This window comes from Paraburkholderia sp. FW306-2-2C-D06C (assembly GCF_058781505.1).
In genome coordinates, this window is the sequence record NZ_JBYSWU010000015.1 from 87,266 (window position 1) to 104,489 (window position 17,224).

Below are 17,224 nucleotides of genomic sequence, written 5' to 3' on the forward strand. Positions count from 1 at the left end.
GCTGCTCAGAACAGCTTGCCTGGGTTCAGGATGCCGTGCGGATCCAGCGCGTGTTTGATCGCGGCCATCGCGGCCAACTCGGCAGGCGAACGCGAGATCGGCAAGAACTCTCGCTTGAGCAAACCGATCCCATGTTCCGCCGACACTGACCCGTTGAGCGGCCCGAGCATTTCGTAGACGAACGCGTACACCGCGTGATGATCGACGCCCGGTATCGAACGACCGTCGACGGTCAGGTGCAGATTCGAATCGCCGATATGGCCGAAGAAATATGACTCGTTACCCGGCCAGCGCTGATCGAGCGCCGCGCGGCAACGGTCGACGAATGCGCCGATCTCGCCGATCGGCAAGCTCACATCGAAGTTGACCGGATCGAGCCGCACCGGAAACTCCGCGGTGCACTCACGAATCGCCCATAAGGCCCGCACGTCGGCGACCGATTGCGCGATCACCGCGTCGCGGATCGCCTGCGCGTCGAGCGCTTCGGTCAGCGCAGCGGAGAAGCGTTCGCCGTCGTCGTTGGCATCGAAGCTCGCGTGTTCGATCAGTGCGTAGAGCGGGTGTGCGTCCGCGAACGGCGAGCGCGCGCCGGTCAGCTTCACGCCGAAATCGTAGAAGTCCGGCCACATGATCTCGAACGCACCAATGTCGTTGCCAAAGCGCGTCGACAAGCGGCGCAGCAGGTTCACCGCGGCCTCGTAACCGTCGAGCGCGACCAGCGCCGTGTGGCGCGCCGCGCGTGGCGGCTGCAATCGCAACACTGCGCGCGTAATCACGCCGAGCGTGCCTTCCGAACCGATGAACCAGTGTTTGAGGTCGTAGCCGGTGTTGTTCTTGACCATCTTGCCGAGCGAGCTCAGCACGTCGCCGTTCGCCAGCACGACTTCCAATCCAAGCACCTGGTCGCGCGCAGTGCCCGACTGGATCACGCGATTGCCGCCCGCATTGGTGGCGAGATTGCCGCCGATCTGGCACGAGCCGCGCGCGCCGAGATCGAGCCCGAGTTCGAAGCCTGCCTCGGCGGCGGCTTCCTGCGCGGTTTGCAAGGTGGTGCCGGCGCGCACCGTCAATGTGGCCGAGGCGGCATCGATTTCTTCGATACCGCTCAGACGTTCGAGCGACAGCGCGATATCCGTGGCGCGCGCGATCGCGCCGCCGGCGAGCCCGGTCATGCCGCCCTGCGGCACCACCGGTTGATGCGCTGCGTGGCAGATGGCCAGCGCGCGCGAGACTTCTTCGGTGCTGCGCGGCAAGAGCAACGCGGCGGGGCGTGTCGGATCGTGGCGCGTCCAGTCGGTCATCGCGCGTTCGCCGATCTGTTCGCCGACGCGCACCGCGTCGTCCCCCAGCGCGGCGCGCAGTGCATCGAGCGTCGCGGAAAGCGGCGCGGGGTGGTTATTCGTCATGCAGTGGTTCCTTGTGCCGCCTTCTTCCGGTAGCCCATCGAATCGTTGATGCGCCCGAGGATGTAGTCGCCCGCGGCGACCGGCTGGTATTTGAGGTCGGCCTCGCCGGTACCGAGTTCACGCGGATCGACTGTCGCGCCGTAGGTCGGATCATAGAACGTCGCGATCGAATAGCGCTCGCGCCCCGACGCATTGATCACGCGATGCAGCGTCGAACGAAAGCGGTCGTTGGTCCAGCGCGCCAGCAGATCGCCGACGTTCACGACGAAGCTGCCTTCGATCGGCGGCGCATCGATCCACGTAGCGTTGGCGATTTCGCGCACCTGCAAGCCACCCACCTGATCCTGCCACAACAACGTAATGCAGCCGTAGTCGGTATGCGGCGCGACGCCGAACTGATCCGCGTCCGACTGGGGCGGCTGCGGCGGGTAGTAGACCATCTGCGTGCGCTGCATCCGCTTCGTATAGCGCGGCACAAAGAAGTGCTCGTCGACGCCGAGGCTCACCGCCACCGCCCGCAGCAGATCGGCGCCGCATGCCGCCACCGCTTCGTAATAGCCGTAGAGCGCGGGACGCAACCCGGGCATGAAGTCCGGCCAGTTGTTCGGCCCGCGCAGCGCCTGGCCGGCGAGCACGTCGGGATCGTCCTCCGGCAACTCCAGGCCGATGCTGAAGAACTCCTTGTAGTCGGGACGCTTCGCCTGATACATGGTCGCGTCGCCGAGCGCGTTGAAACCGCGATGCCGTTGATTCACCGCCGCGCGCCGTTTGGTCTCCACCGGAAACGCAAAGAACTTGCGCGCCGCCTGTTCGGCTGCATCGATCGAAGCTTGCGGCACGCCATGATTGACGATGTAGAAGAAGCCGATCGTCGTGCACGCTTCGCGGATTTCGCGGGCCACGCGCTGCAAAGCTTGCGGGTCGCCGGCACGCACGCCGGCGAGATCGATGAGCGGAATACGGGTCACGGGCATCGCTTGGTTCCCTGAAGTCCCCGAAGGGTCGGACTGTTCAACTGACGAAAGAGGCCCGCCGATCACCCTCCAGCGCGGCATGGGCCTCATGCATCCCAGTTGTATATACCGCCAAAAGCACGCCCGCAAGTTACATGGCGACGCCTCACGTAAGGGCTTTTCTCTACTCGCGTGTTTATTTATTTCGCGGGAAAACTGCGGTATATACTGCCTCGCATGACTCGCGCCGAGCCCGTCTTACTAGCCGCTTTCGCGCAATACCGCTGTGCCAACCGGAGAATCCCATGAGCATCCTTGCAGGCTGGAAGTGTCGTTTGGTCATGCTGGCGTTGTGCGCGGCAAGCGTCAGCGCGCACGCGGAAGACCAGCTCGCCAAAGTGAAGAAAGCCGGTGAACTGGTGGTCGGCACCGAGATGCAGTTCGCGCCCTTCGACTTCCTCGAAAACGGCCAGCAAGCGGGCTTCAACAAGGATCTGTTCGCCGAGATCGGCAAGGAAATGGGCGTGAAGGTGCGCTTCATCGACCTGCCGTGGCCGAGCGTGCTGCCGGGTCTCGAAGCAGGCAAGTTCGACATGGTCGGCGGCCCGCTCACGGTGACCAGGGCGCGCATGGAACGCTACACGTACACGCTGCCGATCGCGGACGCCACCGACGCGCTGCTCAAGCGCGCCAACGATTCGTCGGTCATGCAATCGTCGGACATCGCCGGCAAGACGGTGGGCGCGGGCAAAGGCTCGGCGCAACTCGACCAGTTGAAGAGCTACGTCGCCACCTTGCCCAAGCCGCCTGAAATCCGCGAATACGTCGACAACAATCAGGCCTATGCCGATCTCGCCGCCGGCCGCATCGCAGCCGTCGCGAACTCGATGACCAACATTGCGTATGTCGCCAAGCAGCGCCCGGAAACGTTCGCGGTCGTGCAGCCGCCGTTCGGCGCGAAGGTGTACTTTGCCTACTGCCTGCGTAAAGACGCGGACAGCAAGCCGCTCGCCGACGCCTTCAACACCGCGCTAGTGAAAATGCACAACGACGGGCGCCTTGCGACCTTGCAGAAGAAATGGTTCGGCGTCGCGATGGATGCACCGACCACAATGCCCACGCCGAATTACTGATGTCCTGACGCACGCGATGTGATGGCCGCGATGCTGGCTCCGTCGCGAGCCGCATCGCCCTTCCCGTTCTAGCGAGTGCGACGCTTATGTTCAGCACGACCGTCTTCGTCCAGGGCTTGCCGCTGCTCTTGCACGCGGCGCTCGCCACCATCGGCATTTCGTTGACCGGTCTCATGATCGGCTTCTTCGTCGCGATCGGCGTGTGTGCGGCGCGGCTCTCCGCGAACCGCGCGGCGCGCATGTTCGGCGGCGCCTATGTGTTCTTCTTTCGCGGCGTGCCGATGCTGGTGCAACTGCTGCTGGTGTATTACCTGCTGCCGTTCGCCGGGATCAACGTGTCGCCGGTGGTCGCGGCGATCAGCGCCGTGTCGCTATGTTCCGCGTCATATATCGCCGAGATTCTGCGCGGCGGTTTTCTGAGCATTCCGCCGGGTCATATCGAAGCCGCCCGCATGCTCGGGCTTTCGCCGTTCGATATGCTGCGGCGGATTCTGGTGCCGCAGGCGTTTCGCCTGACGCTGCCGTCGCTCGTCAACGAAATGGTGCTGCTGATCAAGGCTTCTTCGCTGATCTCAGTGGTGGGCGTGGCCGAGTTGACCCGCACCGCGCAAAATATCGCCGCCAGCACTTATCGGCCGCTCGAAGCGTACCTTGCTGCCGGGCTGATTTACTTCGTGATCTGCGGCGCACTGGCGCTGGTTGCGCATGCCGCCGAATATCGTTTGCAACACGCCTGACGGAACCGCTGTGCGATAAAACCATGCAAAAGCTCGACCCCGCCGTTATCACGCACAACCTTCAACCGATCGCCGCCGGCCTCGCGACGACGCTCGGCACGTGGGCCGCGGGCGTCGCGATCGGCATCCTGATCGGCTTTCTGATCGCCGTGCTGCAGCTCTTTTGCGGACGCTGGGTGCGCGGCCTGTTGCGCCTCTACATCGAGGTGTTTCGCGGCACGCCGTTTCTGGTGCAGCTGTTTCTGCTGTACTACGGCGGTCCTTCAATCGGTGTCACGCTCGAACCGATGACGGCCGGCGTGCTCGGTCTCGGCCTGTACGGCAGCGCCTATTTCGCCGAAGCATTCCGCTCGGGTTTTCAATCGGTGCCGCCGGGACATCTCGAAGCGGCGTCCTGTCTGGGACTCACGCGCTGGCAAGCCGTGCTGCGCATCCAGTTGCCGCAAATGCTGGTGCTGATCGTGCCCGCGCTGACCAATCTGATCATCGTGCTGAGCAAGGAAACCGCGGTGCTGTCGATCGTCACCGTGCCCGAACTCACGTTCGTGCTGACCGGCATCGGCTCGGCCACCTTCGCTTTCGTCGAAACACTGCTGGTGCTGTGCGTGTGCTATCTGGCGCTGGTCGAACTGACCTCGCGCGCCGGCATGTGGGCCGAAGCCCGCATCGCGCGCTTCATGGCATGAACGGAATCCGGACCACTCTATGAACGCCATCGCCGACATGCCCTCCTCCGCGTCCACCGCTGCCGTCGATACGCCGCCCGGCGCGCCGCTGATCGAAGTACGCGACTTGCGCAAACGCTTCGGCGAAGTCGAAGTGCTGCGCGGCGTGGACCTCGAGATCGCCCGTTCCGAAGTGGTCTGCATCATCGGACCGTCGGGCTCGGGCAAGAGCACGCTGCTGCGCTGCCTCGCCGCGCTCGAAACCTACGATCAGGGCGACGTGCGCATCGAAGGCGAACTGCTCGGCTATAGCGAGCGCAACGGCAAGCGCGTGCGGGCTTCGCAGGGCGAAATCAATCGCGTGCGGCGCAACGTCGGCATGGTATTTCAGCAGTTCAATCTATGGCCGCATATGACGGCGCTCGGCAATGTGATGGAAGCGTTGCTGCGCGCGCGTCATCTATCGCGCGACGAAGCGCGGCGCCGCGCCAATACGATGCTGGAAACGGTCGGCCTCGCGCACAAGGGCGATGCATACCCTTCGAAGCTCTCGGGTGGCCAGCAGCAGCGCGTCGCGATTGCACGCGCGCTGGCCATGGAGCCGCACATCATGCTGTTCGACGAGCCGACCTCGGCGCTCGATCCCGAACTGGTCGGCGAAGTGCTGCAAGTGATGAAGCAACTCGCGCGCGACGGCATGACGATGGCGGTAGTCACGCACGAAATGGGTTTTGCCGCGCAAGTCGCCGACAAGGTCATGTTCATCGACCAGGGCCGCATCGCTGTACAGGGCAAACCGCGCGACGTCTTTCACGACGCCGGGCAGCCGCGCTTGCGGCAATTCCTGCAAAACTACTTCGACCGCAACGCCTTCTGGGCGCGCGGTCCCGACGACGCGGAGCCGGTATGAGCGCGTCCCCGTCTGCCCCGGCCTCGCGGCACGGACCGTAAGCGCGAGGGCCGCCGATGTCCGCCACTGTTCGCAGCAAAGCTCACGACAAGCCGCTTCCCGCCGCGGCGATGAAAACCGCGCGCGTGGCATCCGACGCGCCGGCCGCGCGCTATGAACAGGTCAAAAGCCACATCCGCCAGATCATCGAATCGGGTGCGCGGCAAGCGGGCGACCGTCTGCCATCCGAACTGGACCTGGTGGCGACGCTGGGCGTGTCGCGCATGACGGTCAATCGCGCGCTGCGCGAACTCGCCGACGAAGGTCTCGTCACGCGCGTGTCCGGCGTCGGCACGTTCGTCGCGCAATCCAAGCCGCAATCGACGCTGCTGATGATCGCCCATATCGGCGACGAGATTCGCTCGCGCGGCCACGAATACAGCTATGACACCGTGCTGGCGCAACGCGAAACCGCGCCGGTGACGGTGTCGAACGCGTTAGGCCTCGCGCCCGGCGCTTCCGTATTTCATGTGATCTGCGTGCATCGCGAGAACGGCCTGCCGGTGCAGCTCGAAGACCGCTACGTCAATCCGGCGATCGCGCCGGCGTTCCTGCAGCAGGATTTCGCCGCGATTAGGCCGTCGGAGTATCTGTACGATATCGTGCCCGCGCATGACGTCGAGCATGTCGTCGACGCGGGTCTGCCGACGCGCGCCGAAGCCGAGTTGCTGGAAATCCGCGCCGAGGAGCCGTGCCTGACGCTGATGCGCCGGACCTGGACGAGCGGCGTCGCGGTGACGTTCGCGCGGTTCGTGCATCCGGGCTCGCGCTATCGGCTGGGTTGCCGCTTCTCGCCGGATATCTCGCAGCGGCAAGGCTAACGGCAGCGGCGCAAACGCCGCGAGCGTACGCGGCGTTGGCTAAAGTTGGCTAAACGTTCCCCGCCAGATGGAAACGCGACGCCGGATGCCACAACTGCACCGAAGTCGCGACCGCGTCGCCCACCCACGTGCGGCGCCATAGCTGCAGGCACGGCTCGCCGATCTCCATCATCAGATGCCGCCGCACATACGCGTCGGGCTTCTGCGCGTAGATGCGAAACTCCGCGCGCTGGATCGGCGCGAGCCGCACCATGTAGTGATTCGGCGTCTCGACGGTGAAGTCCTGTTGCAGGTACTCCGGAAACACCAGCGGATTCACATAGCGATCCTCGTACTGGATCGGCTCGCCCTCTTCGCTGTGCACGATGCACGAGTGAAACGCCGGGCGGCCGGCGAGGCCAAGCGAGTCGAGCGCCTGGGGGTCGTCGCTGGTTTCGAGCGTCAGCACGCGCGCCGAATGACGATGCCCGCGCGCGGCGATTTCGTCGGCAATATTGCGGATTTCCAGCACCGTCGATTCGTAGCGTTGCGGCGCGACGAAGGTGCCGGAACCTTGCACGCGCGTCAGCACGCGTTCGCTGGTCAGCTCGCGCAGCGCGCGCGACACCGTCATGCGCGCGACGCCGAATTCCTTGACCAGTTCCATTTCGGACGGAATCAGCCCGCCCGGCTTCCAATCCCCTTCGCTGATGCGCTTGAGCACATAGCGCTTGATCTGCTCATAGGCGGGCATCGCCTTGGCTGGCGTGTCCTGGCTGCGGTTAGGGCGGTCCTGCGTGTCTGCGGTTTGCGCGTTTGTGTTTGTAATAGTGTTCACGTCGACCTCGTGGGTGGTACGCGGGGGTACACGTCAGGCCGGTTCACCGGCGGATAAGCCTGCTCACCAGCGCTGTCTCCGTCATCTCAAGTCCAGCAACTCTGTCTCTTCAACCTGCTGATTCAACCTGCTTATTCAACCTGCTTATTCAACCTGCCTGGTCAACTTATATGGCGGCCGCCAAACCATCGTTGGCCGCGCGGCCTGCGCCGGGGCTCTCCGGGGCGGCAAGGCCGGCCACACTCGCCAGATCGGCAACGCCCAGGCTGCGGGCAGCGGTCGTGAGCGCAGGCCGCATCTTACCCGGGTTCGGCAGCGGCGGCGGCGCGCCGTCGGCGATCATGCAAAACGCGATGCTCATGTCGTCGGCAAGCGGCCGGTCGTCGCGATAGGTCGGCACGACGCTGCGCACGCGTTGCCAGAGCGCGTCGGTGTACGGCGCGCGCGGAGCCTCGATGATCTGCAGGTCGTAGGCCTGCGCCGCGGCCAGCAATTCGATCGCGACGATGCGCCCGGCGTTGTCGACGATCTCCAGCGCTTTGAGCGCGGCGGGCGTGGCGTGGCACAGGTGGTCTTCCTGCAAGCCGGACGTGATGCCGCCGTCGAGGCTCGCGGGCATCGCCAGACGCCGGTTCTGCGCAACCAGCGAGGCCGCCGTGTACTGCGCGATCATGAAGCCCGAGCAGGTGCCGCCCGGCTCCGCGAGAAACGCCGGCAAGCCGCTCACCAGCGGATTGACGAGACGATCCAGCCGCCGCTCGGCCATCGCGGCGACTTGTGCGATCGCGGTGGCGAGGCTGTCCATGGCCAGCGCGATCGACGCGCCCACCGCATGCGCCTGCGAATAGACGCGCGGCTCGTCCGGCATGCCGGCGACGATCGGGTTGTCGGTAATCGACGCGAGTTCGCGGTTGACCACGCCGGCGGTCGCGGCCAGCACGTCGCGCGCGGCGCCGTGCACGTGCGGAATGGTCCGCATGCTCAACGGATCTTGCGTGCGATGGCCGGCCACCGCGGCGAGAATGCCGCTGTCGGCGAGCGCCGTACGCATCCGTTCGCCGACCAGGTTCAGGCCGGGCGAGATGCGCAATGCCAGCGAATCGGCGTCGAACGCGGCGAGTTGGCCACGCAGATTCTCGAAGCTCATCGCGGCGACCATATCGGTCCAGTCGAGCAGGCGTTCGGCACGCGCCAGCGCCAACGCCGCGAGACCTGTCACGCACGGCGTACCGTTGATAAGGCTCAAGCCTTCCTTCGCTTCGAGCACCAGCGGTTCGAGGCCGAGCATCTGCAACGCGTCGCGCCCTTTGAACCGTTCGCCGCGATAACGCACATAGCCTTCGCCGATGCAGACCAGCGCGATATGCGCCATATGGCTCAGATAACCGACCGAGCCGAACGCCGGCACTTCGGGCAGGCAATCGGCATTGAGCAACGCGACGAGCCGGTCCGCGACCTCGAGACGAATCCCCGAGTGTCCATGCGCAAAGTTGTTGACGGCCGCCGCCATGATCGCGCGCGTCCCGGCGACACCGAGCGGCGCGCCGACGCCCACGGCGTGGCTCATCAGAATGTTGCGCGACAGCGTGCGCTGCTCGGCCGGCGAGACGATCACGTCGCACAACGCGCCGACGCCGGTATTCACGCCATACGCGCGAATTCCGCGCTCGACGATCTGTTCGACAAGCACGTGCGCCGCCGCGATGCGCGCGCGGGCGTCGGCGGAAAGTTCGAGCGGCTCGCCGGCGGCAACGGCCGCGACCTGAGCCCAGTCGAGAGGACGATCGGAACGGATCACGGCCATGATATTGCCCGTCACGTGGTGAGTGAGTTAGTGGTGCGGTCGTGGTGGCTCGACACGAATTGCCTGAAGCGCTCGGATTTGCACTCGACGAACACTTCGTCAGGCGTGCCGTCTGCTTCCACCCGGCCTTGATGCAGGAACAACACGCGATTCGACACGTGGCGCGCGAAGCCCATTTCGTGCGTGACGACCAGCATCGTGCGGCCCTCTTCGGCGAGCGAGCGCATCACGCGCAGCACTTCGCCGACCAGTTCAGGATCGAGTGCCGACGTCGGCTCGTCGAACAGCATCACCTTCGGATGCATCGCGAGCGCACGCGCGATCGCCACACGCTGTTGCTGGCCGCCCGACAGATGCGCCGGATAGTGGCCGCGCTTTTCCGCGAGACCCACTTTCGCGAGCAGCGCTTCGGCTTCTTCAACCGCTTCGGCGCGGCTGCGCTTTTGCACGCGCATCGGCCCTTCGATCAGATTCTCCAGCACGGTCATATGCGACCACAGGTTGAAGTTCTGGAACACCATGCCGAGTTGCGAGCGCACCCGGTCCACCTGGCGGCGGTCGCTCGGATGCAGCTTGCCGTCGCCGCGGCGCTTCATTTTCAGCTCTTCGCCGGCCAGCGCGACCGAGCCGTCGTCGGGCGTTTCGAGCAGATTCAGGCAGCGCAGAAACGTGCTCTTGCCCGAGCCGCTCGCGCCGAGAATCGAGATCACGTCGCCTTGATGGGCGTCGAGCGAAATGCCTTTGAGCACGTGATGGTCGCCGAACGACTTATGAATGTTCTTGACCGACAATGCAACGGGTGCCGCAGCGTTCATGGGATTCTCCAGATTCATCCAGGATGGGCGGCCGTTCAGTGCGCGGCGCGGCGTGCTTCGGTAGTGGCGGAAACCGGGCGGCTCGGTGCGGCTTGCGTGGGCGCCGCGCGCAGATGGCGCGACAGACGCGTTTCGAGCATGCCGAGCAAACGCACGATGATGAAGTTCAGGAACAGATAGATCAGCGCGGCGCAGATGAACACTTCAGTCGTGCGATACGTTTGCTGAATGATCTGTTGCGCGACGCCGGTCACTTCCCACACAGTGACCAGACTCGCGAGCGCGGTCGATTTGACGAGCAGCACCGCTTCTGTCGAATACGCGGGCAAACATTGGCGCAGTGCAATTGGGCCGATCACGCGGCGCAGCAGTGCGAAACCCGACAGGCCGATCGAATAACCCGCTTCGATCTGGCCGACCGGCACGGCCATCAAGCCGCCGCGGATGATTTCAGCGGTATATCCGGCCGTGCACAGCGCCAGCGATAAAACCGCGCACAGGTACGGCTCGCGCAGCACCGGCCACAGGAAGCTCTCGCGAATCACGCCGAACTGGCCCATCCCGTAGTACACGAGGAACATCTGGATCAGAAGCGGCGAGCCGCGGAAAACGAGAATGTAGGCGCGCGCAAAACGGTTCGGCAGCCAGTGCGGCGACACGCGCATCGTGACGATCACGAGCGAGAGCAAGCCGCCGAGAATCAACGAACAGAAGAACAGCCCGAGCGTGGTCGGCACGGCCGCAAGCAGTTGCCGCAGCGTGTCGAGCAGGAAATCGAAGTCGAAATTCATGATGTCCGTGGTTCGTCAGTTGCGCGCGAAGTTGCGCTTGAAGGACCGGCCCACGCGTGCTTCAGCGCGGTTGAAGACCCGGTTCGAGATACTAGTCATCAGCAGATACAGCGTGCCGCCCACCACGAAGAACGTGAAGTACTGGTGCGTCGAACCCGCCGCAACCTGGCTCGCACGCAGCAATTCGGCCAGACCGGTGACGGAGATCAGCGCCGAGTCTTTCAGGCTCAGTTGCCACACGTTGCCGATGCCGGGCAGCGCGAAGCGCAGCACTTGCGGAATCAGGATGCGGCGCGCCATCGTCAGCGTCGGCATGCCGATCGAGCGCGCCGCTTCGAGTTCGCCGCGCGACACCGCCAGCACCGCCGAGCGGTACACCTCGGCCTGATACGCGCCGGAAATCATGCCGACCGCGAGCGCGCCGATCACGAACGGCGGCACGCCGACAAAACCCTCGGCGCCGAACCATTGGCCGACGGCCGTCACGAGCGTCGAGCCGCCGAAGTAGAACAGATAGATGACGAGCAGTTCAGGCACGCCGCGAAACACGGTGGTGTACAGATCGCCGACGACGCGCAGCGTGCGAAAGCGCGACAGCTTGGCCGCCGCGACGAGCGCGCCGAATACGGCGCCCACCGCGAGCGCCGCCAGCGTCAGCGCGACCGTCATCAACGCTGCCAGCAGCAGCACGCCGCCCCAGCCTTGCGGCCCGAAGCCGAGCACCTCTATCAGAGCCATTCCCTACCCCTCATTCACTACGACGGATCGAACCGGCCGGCAGGCGCAGCGTGACAGCGCACCTGCCCTTACCTCTATGCGCGACGGCGAATCAAGGCGTGACGTCGGTCTTGAACCACTTGCCGGAGAGTTTCTTGACCGTGCCGTCGGCGAGCGCGGCGCTGATCGCCGTGTCGAACTTCGCTTTCAGATCGGCGTCCTGCTTGCGGAACGCAAGGCCTTCGCCCGGGCCCCAGATCGGGCCGCCGATCTTCGGACCGGCCATCACGATCGACGCAGTTTCTTTCTTGTCGATGCTGGCGGCGTAGTAGGTCACGTCGTCGAACGAGGCGTCGATGCGGCCGTTCGCCAGGTCCAGATCGCGCTCAGGCGAAGTCTTGTAGACGCGGATCGTGGCGACGTCCTTGAAGCCGTCGTTGATGAACCTGGTGTAGACCGTGCCCGACTGGATGCCGATGGTCTTGCCCTTCAGCTGCTTGCGCAAAGCGTCGACGGTGGGCTGATCGGTTTTCGGATCGCCCGTCAGCTTGACGACGCCGGCGGTAGGCACAGCCTTCGGCAGCACTTTCGCGTCAGTCACGGCGAAGGTCGCGGGCGTGGCCGCATACGGCTTCGAGAACGCGATGATCTTTTCGCGCTCGGGCGTGATCGAGATCGCGTCCATCAGGACGTCGAACTTGCCGGCTTGCAGACCGGGGATCATGCCGTCCCAGTCTTGCGCAACGAGGTTGCACTTCAACTTGATGCGCTCACACAGATTGGCGACCAGATCGGGCTCGAAGCCGCCCAGCTTGCCGCCCGGCAAGGTCAGGTTCCACGGCGCGTAGCCGCCTTCCAGTGCGATCGTCACCGTCTTCCAGTCTTTCGCCTGCACCGGTGCCGCGAAAATGGCCGCGGCGCCGAGGACGGCGCCCATCAATGCTTTTGCTAACGTCGTGCGCTTGAACTTCACGTCGAAACTCCTTTGATTGAGGAAACCGCCGAGACGGATTTTTTAACTGCCGCTTAATTTGTATAGACAAGTCTGCATGAGTCAAAAAATCGTCGCAAGTGGATTGGCGGAAAATCACTCGAATCATCGGGTAAGCCCCTAGTCATCCCCACGGGATGGGGCTTTTCGGGAGTTTTGAAAGGATGGAGGCCATGCACCGCTCGCAGCTTCGTGCATCAGCGTAGTGCATTTTGTCTAGACAGGTTGGTGCAAACTGGCCGGATGCGTGTCGCGATAACGCATCCGCGCGCCTACCAGACGAACGGTATGAAGCGGTAGCGCACGCGGGTGATGTAGTCGGCGTAGCCATCGAGTTGCGCGGCCAGCAGGCGCTCTTCGCGCACCGCGCGCCAGCCCAGCGCGATCACCATGACCGGCACGCAAGTGAAACCCCACCACGAACCAAGCAACAAAGGCGTGCCGATGAAGAACAGCAGCGCGGCGGCATACATCGGGTGACGGACATACGCGTAAGGGCCAGTGTCGGCGACTTTGTGACCACGGCTTGCCTGAATTTTCACGACTGGCGCGGCATAGCTGTTCGCCTGGAACACGAAACGGCACATGAAGATGCAGAGGAACACGCAAAGCGAACCGAAGCTCGCCAGCGGCACCGGCAGCGGCGCCGACCAGTGGAAGCGCATGGCGTCGAGTCCCATCAGGATCAGCCAGCCGCACCACACCAGCATGACGCCGATCAGGAAGAAGCGGTCCCAACGGCTTTGTTGCTTCTGCACGAGCGGCGCCAGACGCTCGGCGAGCAAGCCGGGATCGTGGCGCGCGAGCCAGAATCCGACCCACAAACTCAGTACGCCGATCTCGATCAGATACCACCAGGCGGCCGGCCACGCGAACGTGCCCGCCGCGCCGAACAACAACACGCCCATGCCGGCCAGCGAGATCAACGTTTGGAGGACGAGGCGCTTGATCATCGTGTCAGGCGACCGCCGCCGAGGGCTTGCGCACCCTGGCGAATATGTCGGCGATGTCGATGTCGCCAGTGTTCAGGCGGAACTGATCGCGCAGGCAGGCGGCCAGTTCGGCCGCGCTTTTGAGTTGCCGCTCGCTGATGATCTGGCCGTCCGCGGCGCGTTCGTTCAATTGATCGTTGAGCAGCGTCAGTCGCGATTCCGCCAATACGCGGCAAACAATCAGGTTGCTGGCGAAGATCGAATCCGGCGAGGTCGAGGTGTACCAGTTCGAGGTTTCATAGTCGATCCACTCCACTGGATGCAGATCGAAGCGGTAGATGCGTGACCAGGTTTCGTCTCCTGCTTGCACTTCGAGGTAGAGCGCGTCGTGCGACGCGTCGGCCAGGCGAAAGGCGCCTAGCTGAGTCTGCTGCGCGATGCCTGGGGTCAGGCGCAAGGGCGCTGTCAGAGTGACGCTGCCGAAGCCTACGTCGGCGATCCACGGTTCGTTGCTGTTTTTGTCCTTGTCGATCTCGATGCGTAGGACCATGTGCGTGCGAGGCGGTATTGCGTCAGGTTCGCGGCCCCATAGCACTCGGCCTAGCAGTGGCGTGACTTTGAAGCCTAACTGCTTGAGCACGTTCGCGAATAGCGCGTTTTGTTCGAAGCAGTAGCCGCCGCGGTTTTGCGTGATCAGCTTTTGTTCTATTGATGCGAGGTCCAGGTTGACCGGTCTGCGCGTCAAGGGATTCAGGTTTTCGAAGGGAATCGATTGAGGGTGAAGCTTGTGAAGCTCTCGCAGCACTTCCAGCGTCGGCGCGCGCGGGCCTGTGTAGCCTATGCGGGTGAAGTAGGTGTCCAGATTTACTGTGTCTGACATTGGTATCGTCCTTTTTGTCGCTGGGCGCTTGGGGGCTCTGCCTCTGCGGTGCGGCTCAGGGGGATGATCATATGCTTTTTTGTTGTCTGCCTACGGCGTTGACCTGTCCTTGTTTTCGTAGTGGTTTATTGGTGTTGCCGCGCGTGCCGAGCGGCCCTTCCCCATCCCTCTCGCGGGGTCTCGCCCTGCCGGGCGAACCCCGCCGATTGATCTGCGTTACTGCCCACCCCCTAACGCCGCCGTCGCTATCGACGGCACACTGATACCGTGGCTCGATGCAAACTGGACGGCGGAACTCAAGGTCGATATCAGCGATTGCAACTGCCCCGGCGCGGACTGCGCGATATACGACGCGGCCTGCGCTGTCTGCGCATTCATCCCCGCCTGCAATAGCGACGATGGGTTCATCTGCCCAATCCCGCCCAGCCCCGACTGCAAGTTCGAATACTGACTCACGCCCTTGCCCAGCGACGCCAAACCATCCGTGAACGCCTGCTTGTTCACCGGCGTCGCCGGGGCCGCCCCGCTCGCGCGGTTCACGAATGCCTGGGTCAGCGTCTGCGATAGCGACTGCTGCGTGCTGCCCGCCTGCGTCAGTTGACTCACCGACGGCGTGCCGTCACTCAGCAATCCCGCCGCCTGTTGCGCCTGACCCGCGGCGCTGCTCAATCCCATCGCCGAGGCCAGACTCGATTGGCCACTCAACACCTGCTGGTTCGCGCCGACGTACGTCTGCAGCAACTGCGACACACCACCCGATGACGCCGTGGCGCCAGCATCCGCCGAACTGTTGTTGCCGCCGCCTATGCCGAACTGCTTCAGATTCAGCTGCGCGTTCGATACGCCACTCGCCAGCAATCCACCGCTAGCCAGCAACGAAAGCAAAAGGATGCGTTTGTTCATATCTATCTCCTGACATTGGCCTTCCGAGGTACTCGTGCGCTTCGACACCCCTCTGCACCAGGCGTTCGATATGGCCAAAACCATACTATTGCATTACGTATTTATTCGATTTTAATTACGTTTAAATGCCTTTTAGCAGCAGTCTGTAAATATCGGAATTACATCTCAGTAATATTGATGCGAATCGTTCTCATTTGTATTGACGCACCCATTCCGCATGCGTACGATCTCGCCATCTGCTGCATCCGGCGTCGCGAACCGATGCGGCAAATCGCAGGCACGTTCATCTAACGCCGCGATGATCAGATTCGATACAACACAATAAGGATTTCGATGAAGTTCGCCCAATCCAACGGAGCCGCCGCTCACGCGCGCTCGCTCCGGGATGCCAATCCGTACGGCCGCGCCGCGCGCCGTTCGCGCCTGCCCTCGATGCGCCGCGCCGCCCTCTGCACTGCTTTCGCATGGGCCTCGTTGACAGCCGGCGCGGCCATGGCCGAAGCCAATCCCGATGCCGCACCGGAAGCGCCCGAAGCCGACCTGAATATCAAGGCGACCCAAACGAGTCAGTGGACCGGCTTCTGGAATCGCCAAACGATGCTCGGCGATATGGGCGGTCTGCGTCCCTGGCTCGGCAAATACGGCGTGACCTTCGCGCTGACCGAAACCAGCGAACTTCTCGGCAACGTGCGCGGCGGTCTCGATCGCGGCGTCGCCTACGACGGTCTGACGACCGCCACCGTACAAGTCGATACGCAAAAAGCATTCGGCTTGCCGGGCGGCCAGTTCAACGTCAGCGCGCTGCAAATCCACGGCCGCAATCTGAGCGCGGACAAACTCGGCACGCTGAATACGGCGAGCGGTATCGAAGCGCAGGACACGACCCGTCTGTGGGAGCTGTGGTATCAGCAGTCGTTCCTGAACAAGCGCGTCGACGTCAAGATCGGTCAGCAAAGCATCGACCAGGAATTCATCACCAGCACGTATTCGGCATTGTTCGTCAATACGATGTTCGGCTGGCCGGCCCTGCCTTCCTACGACATGCCCAACGGCGGTCCGGCTTATCCGCTGTCGGCCCTCGGCGTGCGCGTGCGCGGCCAGATCACGCCTTCGTTGACGGCGCTGGCGGGCGTGTTCGACGGCGATCCGCTCGGCAACAACCCGAACAACAAGAGCGGCACCAACTTCAACCTGCATAACGGCACGCTGTTCATCGGCGAATTGCAGTACGCGATCAACCAGCCTGCCGACGGCGAAATGGTCGGCGCGGGCCGCGGCGGTTTGCCGGGCACCTACAAGATCGGCGTCTGGTACAACAACGGCAGCTTCGCGGATCAGCGCTACGACAACACCGGTTTGTCGCTGGCGAATCCGGCCAGCACCGGCATCGCCGCGAATCATCACGGCGACTACAGCTTCTACGCCGTGGCCGACCAGATGATCTGGCGTCCGAACCCGGACGAAGCGCGCAGCCTCGGCGTGTTCGCCCGTGTGATGGGCGCGCCCGGCGACCGCAACCTGGTGAGCGTCGCGGCCAACCTCGGCATCGTGCTGAAGGCGCCGTTCGAAGGCCGCGACAATGACAGCGCCGGCCTCGCGCTGACGTACATCAAGGCCGGCAGCCACGCGCACGGACTCGATCAGGATAACCTGGCATTCAGCGGCGGCCCGTACGGCGTGCGCACCAGCGAAACCGCACTCGAAGCGACCTATCAATATCAGGTCAACCCGTGGTGGACGCTGCAAGCCGACGCGCAATACACGTTCAACGCGGGCGCCGGCCAGAACCCGAACAACCCGACGCAGCCGCTGCGCAACACGTTCGTCATCGGCGTGCGGACTAACATCACGTTCTGACGCCGTCAGCGCCCATTACACACATTGCACACGCCAATTCGCACGCTCCCAAT

The 17,224-nt window shown here is 63.7% G+C and carries 17 protein-coding genes; 6 read left to right on the forward strand and 11 right to left on the reverse strand.

Going from position 1 to position 17,224, the window contains the following annotated elements:
• Positions 1–5: 5 nt before the first annotated feature.
• Both AC3WLT_RS14185 and AC3WLT_RS14190 read right to left on the reverse strand, forming a co-directional pair.
• Positions 6–1,406, reverse strand: coding sequence for an FAD-binding oxidoreductase (locus AC3WLT_RS14185; RefSeq protein ID WP_492592344.1), 1,401 nt, complete (start codon positions 1,404–1,406; stop codon positions 6–8).
• Positions 1,403–2,380, reverse strand: a complete 978-nt coding sequence (locus tag AC3WLT_RS14190) for an isopenicillin N synthase family dioxygenase (protein WP_492592345.1) — start codon at positions 2,378–2,380, stop codon at positions 1,403–1,405. The genes AC3WLT_RS14185 and AC3WLT_RS14190 overlap by 4 nt, the downstream gene beginning before the upstream one ends.
• Before the next feature lie 284 nt (positions 2,381–2,664).
• Between AC3WLT_RS14190 and AC3WLT_RS14195 the strand changes: the two genes are divergently transcribed.
• The 5 genes from AC3WLT_RS14195 (at position 2,665) to hutC (AC3WLT_RS14215) (ending at position 6,664) form a co-directional block, all read left to right on the forward strand.
• Complete coding sequence (locus tag AC3WLT_RS14195) at positions 2,665–3,492, forward strand: transporter substrate-binding domain-containing protein (protein WP_492592346.1); 828 nt, start codon at positions 2,665–2,667, stop codon at positions 3,490–3,492.
• An 86-nt stretch (positions 3,493–3,578) separates the two neighbouring features.
• Positions 3,579–4,229, forward strand: coding sequence for an amino acid ABC transporter permease (locus tag AC3WLT_RS14200; protein ID WP_492592347.1), 651 nt, complete (start codon positions 3,579–3,581; stop codon positions 4,227–4,229).
• Positions 4,230–4,252: 23 nt separating this feature from the next.
• Positions 4,253–4,915, forward strand: a complete 663-nt coding sequence (locus tag AC3WLT_RS14205) for an amino acid ABC transporter permease (protein WP_492592348.1) — start codon at positions 4,253–4,255, stop codon at positions 4,913–4,915.
• Positions 4,916–4,934: 19 nt separating this feature from the next.
• Positions 4,935–5,804, forward strand: coding sequence for an amino acid ABC transporter ATP-binding protein (locus AC3WLT_RS14210; protein ID WP_492592349.1), 870 nt, complete (start codon positions 4,935–4,937; stop codon positions 5,802–5,804).
• A 56-nt stretch (positions 5,805–5,860) separates the two neighbouring features.
• On the forward strand, positions 5,861–6,664 hold the full coding sequence (hutC, locus tag AC3WLT_RS14215) for a histidine utilization transcriptional repressor HutC (RefSeq protein WP_492592350.1): 804 nt from the start codon (positions 5,861–5,863) through the stop codon (positions 6,662–6,664).
• 49 nt (positions 6,665–6,713) lie between these two features.
• On the opposite strand, the gene hutC (AC3WLT_RS14220) is transcribed toward hutC (AC3WLT_RS14215), so the two are convergent.
• The 9 genes from hutC (AC3WLT_RS14220) to AC3WLT_RS14260 form a co-directional block, all read right to left on the reverse strand.
• A complete protein-coding gene (gene hutC, locus AC3WLT_RS14220) occupies positions 6,714–7,397 on the reverse strand; it encodes a histidine utilization transcriptional repressor HutC (RefSeq protein WP_492592393.1) in 684 nt (227 codons plus the stop codon).
• A 250-nt stretch (positions 7,398–7,647) separates the two neighbouring features.
• Positions 7,648–9,285, reverse strand: coding sequence for an HAL/PAL/TAL family ammonia-lyase (locus AC3WLT_RS14225; RefSeq protein WP_492592351.1), 1,638 nt, complete (start codon positions 9,283–9,285; stop codon positions 7,648–7,650).
• 11 nt (positions 9,286–9,296) lie between these two features.
• A complete protein-coding gene (locus tag AC3WLT_RS14230; RefSeq protein WP_492592352.1) occupies positions 9,297–10,100 on the reverse strand; it encodes an ABC transporter ATP-binding protein in 804 nt (267 codons plus the stop codon).
• A 35-nt stretch (positions 10,101–10,135) separates the two neighbouring features.
• Positions 10,136–10,891, reverse strand: a complete 756-nt coding sequence (locus AC3WLT_RS14235) for an ABC transporter permease (protein ID WP_492592353.1) — start codon at positions 10,889–10,891, stop codon at positions 10,136–10,138.
• 15 nt (positions 10,892–10,906) lie between these two features.
• Positions 10,907–11,629, reverse strand: a complete 723-nt coding sequence (locus AC3WLT_RS14240) for an ABC transporter permease (protein WP_492592354.1) — start codon at positions 11,627–11,629, stop codon at positions 10,907–10,909.
• Positions 11,630–11,720: 91 nt separating this feature from the next.
• On the reverse strand, positions 11,721–12,545 hold the full coding sequence (locus AC3WLT_RS14245; RefSeq protein WP_492592394.1) for a transporter substrate-binding domain-containing protein: 825 nt from the start codon (positions 12,543–12,545) through the stop codon (positions 11,721–11,723).
• A gap of 326 nt (positions 12,546–12,871) precedes the next feature.
• Complete coding sequence (locus tag AC3WLT_RS14250) at positions 12,872–13,552, reverse strand: methyltransferase family protein (RefSeq protein ID WP_492592355.1); 681 nt, start codon at positions 13,550–13,552, stop codon at positions 12,872–12,874.
• Positions 13,553–13,556: 4 nt separating this feature from the next.
• Positions 13,557–14,411 carry an arylamine N-acetyltransferase family protein gene (locus tag AC3WLT_RS14255; RefSeq protein WP_492592356.1) on the reverse strand — a complete coding sequence of 285 codons (855 nt, stop codon included), beginning with the start codon at positions 14,409–14,411 and terminating at the stop codon, positions 13,557–13,559.
• 216 nt (positions 14,412–14,627) lie between these two features.
• Complete coding sequence (locus AC3WLT_RS14260; RefSeq protein ID WP_492592357.1) at positions 14,628–15,314, reverse strand: hypothetical protein; 687 nt, start codon at positions 15,312–15,314, stop codon at positions 14,628–14,630.
• A gap of 333 nt (positions 15,315–15,647) precedes the next feature.
• On the opposite strand from AC3WLT_RS14260, the gene AC3WLT_RS14265 reads away from it, so the two are divergent.
• Positions 15,648–17,171 carry a carbohydrate porin gene (locus tag AC3WLT_RS14265; RefSeq protein WP_492592358.1) on the forward strand — a complete coding sequence of 508 codons (1,524 nt, stop codon included), beginning with the start codon at positions 15,648–15,650 and terminating at the stop codon, positions 17,169–17,171.
• Positions 17,172–17,224 lie beyond the last annotated feature (53 nt).